This window comes from Streptomyces sp. NPDC057950, from assembly GCF_042887295.1.
GTDB lineage: Bacteria > Actinomycetota > Actinomycetes > Streptomycetales > Streptomycetaceae > Streptomyces > Streptomyces kaempferi.
This window is the reverse complement of the sequence record NZ_JBHVPP010000058.1, coordinates 1-2,181: the sequence shown is the minus strand read 5'-3', so window position 1 is coordinate 2,181 and position 2,181 is coordinate 1. Positions and strand designations below refer to the sequence as shown.

Here is a 2,181-nt window from a genome sequence, read left to right as displayed (position 1 = left end):
TCGAGCTCATCGGCGGAGTCCGCTTCCCCGCCATCGGCGAACTCCCCTACCTGCTCACCCTCGCAGGCCACGGCTTCTACTGGTTCCGGCTCCGCCGCGCGGTCGCCCCGGGCACCGTCAAACGGCCCTGAGCCATCACCCGGCAGAGATCGCCTGCCTCTGAAAGGACGTGTCGCCATGCCGAAGACCGCGTTGCACCGTCCGGGCCGCCACGCCCCCGCCGCACTGCTCACCTCCCTCGGTGACCTGCTGCGGGAGTGGCTGCCGCGGCAACGCTGGTTCGCGGGAAAGGGACGCCCGGTCACCGGCCTGAGCGTGGCGTCGTCGACCGAGCTGTATCCGGGATGCCTGCATCTCCTGGTACACACCGAACATCTGGGCCCGACCCCCCACAGCGGATCCGGAACTCCCCCGCCCGACGACTGCTATCAGCTCCTCCTCGGCGCGCGGAAGGTCCTGCCGCCCCGGCTCGCCCATGCCTTCATCGGCCGGGCGAGCGCGGGACCGCTGGCCGACATGAGCGTCTACGACGCGCTCCACGACCCGCGGGCGACGGGGCTGCTCCTGGAGCGGCTGCGTACTCCGGGGGCAACGGGGCCGTTGCTCTTCGAGCGCGACGCGCGCGTGACGGTCCCGGCCGGCCTCGCTCCCCGGCTGCTCGACGCCGAGCAGTCGAACTCCTCGCTCGTGTACGGGGACTCCTTCATCCTGAAGTTCTTCCGCCGCGTCCAGCCGGGCATCAACCCGGACCTGGAACTGCCGTGGGCGCTGGCCCGGCAGGGCTGCACCCGGGTACCCGCCCCCGCGGCGTGGTTCGGCACCTCGCAGCCCCGGGAGGCGACGCTGGGGGTGCTCCAGCCGTTCCTGCCGGGCGCCGCCGACGGCTGGACCCTGGCACTGAGGTCACTCGCCTCGGAACAGGAGTTCACCGAGGAGGCCTACGACCTGGGACGAGCCACAGCCGAGGTGCATCTGGCACTGGCGACGGCCTTCCCCGTCGACGCGCCGAGCCCTCTCCAGCACGAACGGCTCGCCGCCGCGATGAGTGAGCGGCTCGACGCCACGGCCCAGGCGGTACCCCAACTCAGCCGCTATGTACCCGGGTTGCGCTCCGCATTCGACGCCCTCGCGTCACTCGACGTCGCGGCGCGGCCGTCCCAGCGGATCCACGGCGACCTCCACCTCGGCCAGGTGCTGAGGGCCGGGCGCCAGTGGTCCGTCATCGACTTCGAGGGCGAGCCGGCCCGTCCGGTCCCCGAACGACGGCGCCTGCAGTCGCCCGTCCGCGATGTCGCGGGCATGCTGCGCTCCTTCGACTACGCCGCGCGTTCCCGCCGCCCCTGGCACCCGGAGTGGGCGCACCGCTGCCGGGAGGCGTACGGGGCCGGTTACGCCGCCGCGGCCGCCTGGGACCCGCACGAGGAGCCCGAACTGCTGCGCGCGTACGAGACGGACCGGGCCGTGTACGAGGTGCTGTACGAGGCCCGGCACCGGCCCGACTGGCTGCCGGTTCCGATGGCCGCGGTCGCTCGTCTCGCCGAAGGCCTCTGATGAACCAGCCCTGTTCCGTGTCCGCTCTCGAGGAGGATGAAGCCGTGGCCGTTTCCACCACCACTGTCGGCGCGGGGCCGGTGGCCCCGTTGGAGGCGGCGGACCGCGCGCGCCTGCTGTCGGGCGCCCACCACGATCCGCACGCACTGCTCGGTGCCCACGAGGTGCCCGGCGGTGTCGTGTTCCGGGTGCTGCGCCCGTACGCGGAGGCCGTGGCCGTGGTGGTCGGCGGGCGGCGTACCGCGCTGACGGACCTCGGCGACGGCCTGTTCGCCGCCGTGCTGCCTCTCGACACGATCCCCGAGTACGTGGTGTCGGTGACCTACGCGGGCCGCGAGTCCGAGGTGCATGACCCCTACCGATTCCTGCCCGCGTTGGGTGAGACGGACCTGCATCTGATCGGCGAGGGCCGCCACGAGGAACTCTGGCGGGCGTTGGGCGCCCACCCCATGACCCATCAGGGGGTGACCGGTACCCGCTTCACCGTCTGGGCCCCGAACGCCCGGGGGGTCAGGGTCTGCGGACCGTTCTCGCACTGGGACGGCACGGGGTATCCGATGCGGTCGCTGGGCTCGACGGGCGTCTGGGAGCTGTTCGTGCCCGGCATCGGCGAGGGCGAGCTCTACAAGT

The 2,181-nt window shown here is 72.5% G+C and carries 2 protein-coding genes and 1 pseudogene; all 3 read left to right on the top strand.

What is annotated here, in order from left to right:
* A partial coding sequence (locus ACFVTC_RS42785) for an alpha-glucosidase C-terminal domain-containing protein (RefSeq protein ID WP_390135251.1) occupies positions 1-131 on the top strand: 131 nt, incomplete at its 5' end.
* A gap of 46 nt (positions 132-177) precedes the next feature.
* Entirely contained in the window at positions 178-1,551 is a 1,374-nt protein-coding gene (locus ACFVTC_RS42780) for a phosphotransferase (RefSeq protein ID WP_390135249.1), read from the top strand.
* 44 nt (positions 1,552-1,595) lie between these two features.
* Positions 1,596-2,181, top strand: a pseudogene (locus tag ACFVTC_RS42775) (1,4-alpha-glucan branching enzyme); the annotation flags it as partial.

Bases quoted from the DNA above. Each gene is read 5' to 3' on its own strand.
- ACFVTC_RS42780 (WP_390135249.1), top strand. From the start codon at position 178: ATGCCGAAGACCGCGTTGCACCGTCCGGGCCGCCACGCCCCCGCCGCA.